Raw genomic sequence first — 459 nt, 5'->3', positions numbered from 1 at the left:
CCGCGCGTCCAGCGCCGCACTTCGCGCGGATAGCCGGAGCGCGTGACGGTGGCGCCGCCGTCGTCCCAGCCGACGTAGATCGTGTCGCGATCGATCCATTCGACCGAATGCTTGCCGGCCGCTTCGATCGAGAAGCCGTCGTCGACGAACCGGCATTGCGCGATGTCGAACTCGCGGACGACGACCGCGTCGGCGCCGCCGTCGGACAGCACGATCAGCGCACGATCGCCGTCCGGCTCGAGGATGAGCTGATCGTCGAACACCCACTGCACGCCTTGCGCTTCACCAAGCGCATCGAGGTCGATCAACGTCTGCCAGTCCGCGTGGCCGCTGCGCCAGCTCGTCCATCGCGTGCGCCGCCACAGGCCCTTCGGATGCTGTTCGTCCTGCCAGACGTCGTACGCCCAGTCCTGCCAGCGCTGCGGAATCACCGGGCGCTCGCGCGGCAGCAGCGCCCGG

At 69.3% G+C, this 459-nt stretch carries 1 pseudogene; it reads right to left on the bottom strand.

What is annotated here, in order from left to right:
- Positions 1-459: pseudogene (locus J5M67_RS28405) on the bottom strand (S9 family peptidase); the annotation flags it as partial.

The organism is Pseudomonas sp. 30_B, from assembly GCF_017491605.1.
In the GTDB taxonomy this organism is placed as follows: Bacteria; Pseudomonadota; Gammaproteobacteria; order Pseudomonadales; family Pseudomonadaceae; genus Pseudomonas.
This window is presented reverse-complemented; position numbering and strand designations above follow the sequence as displayed.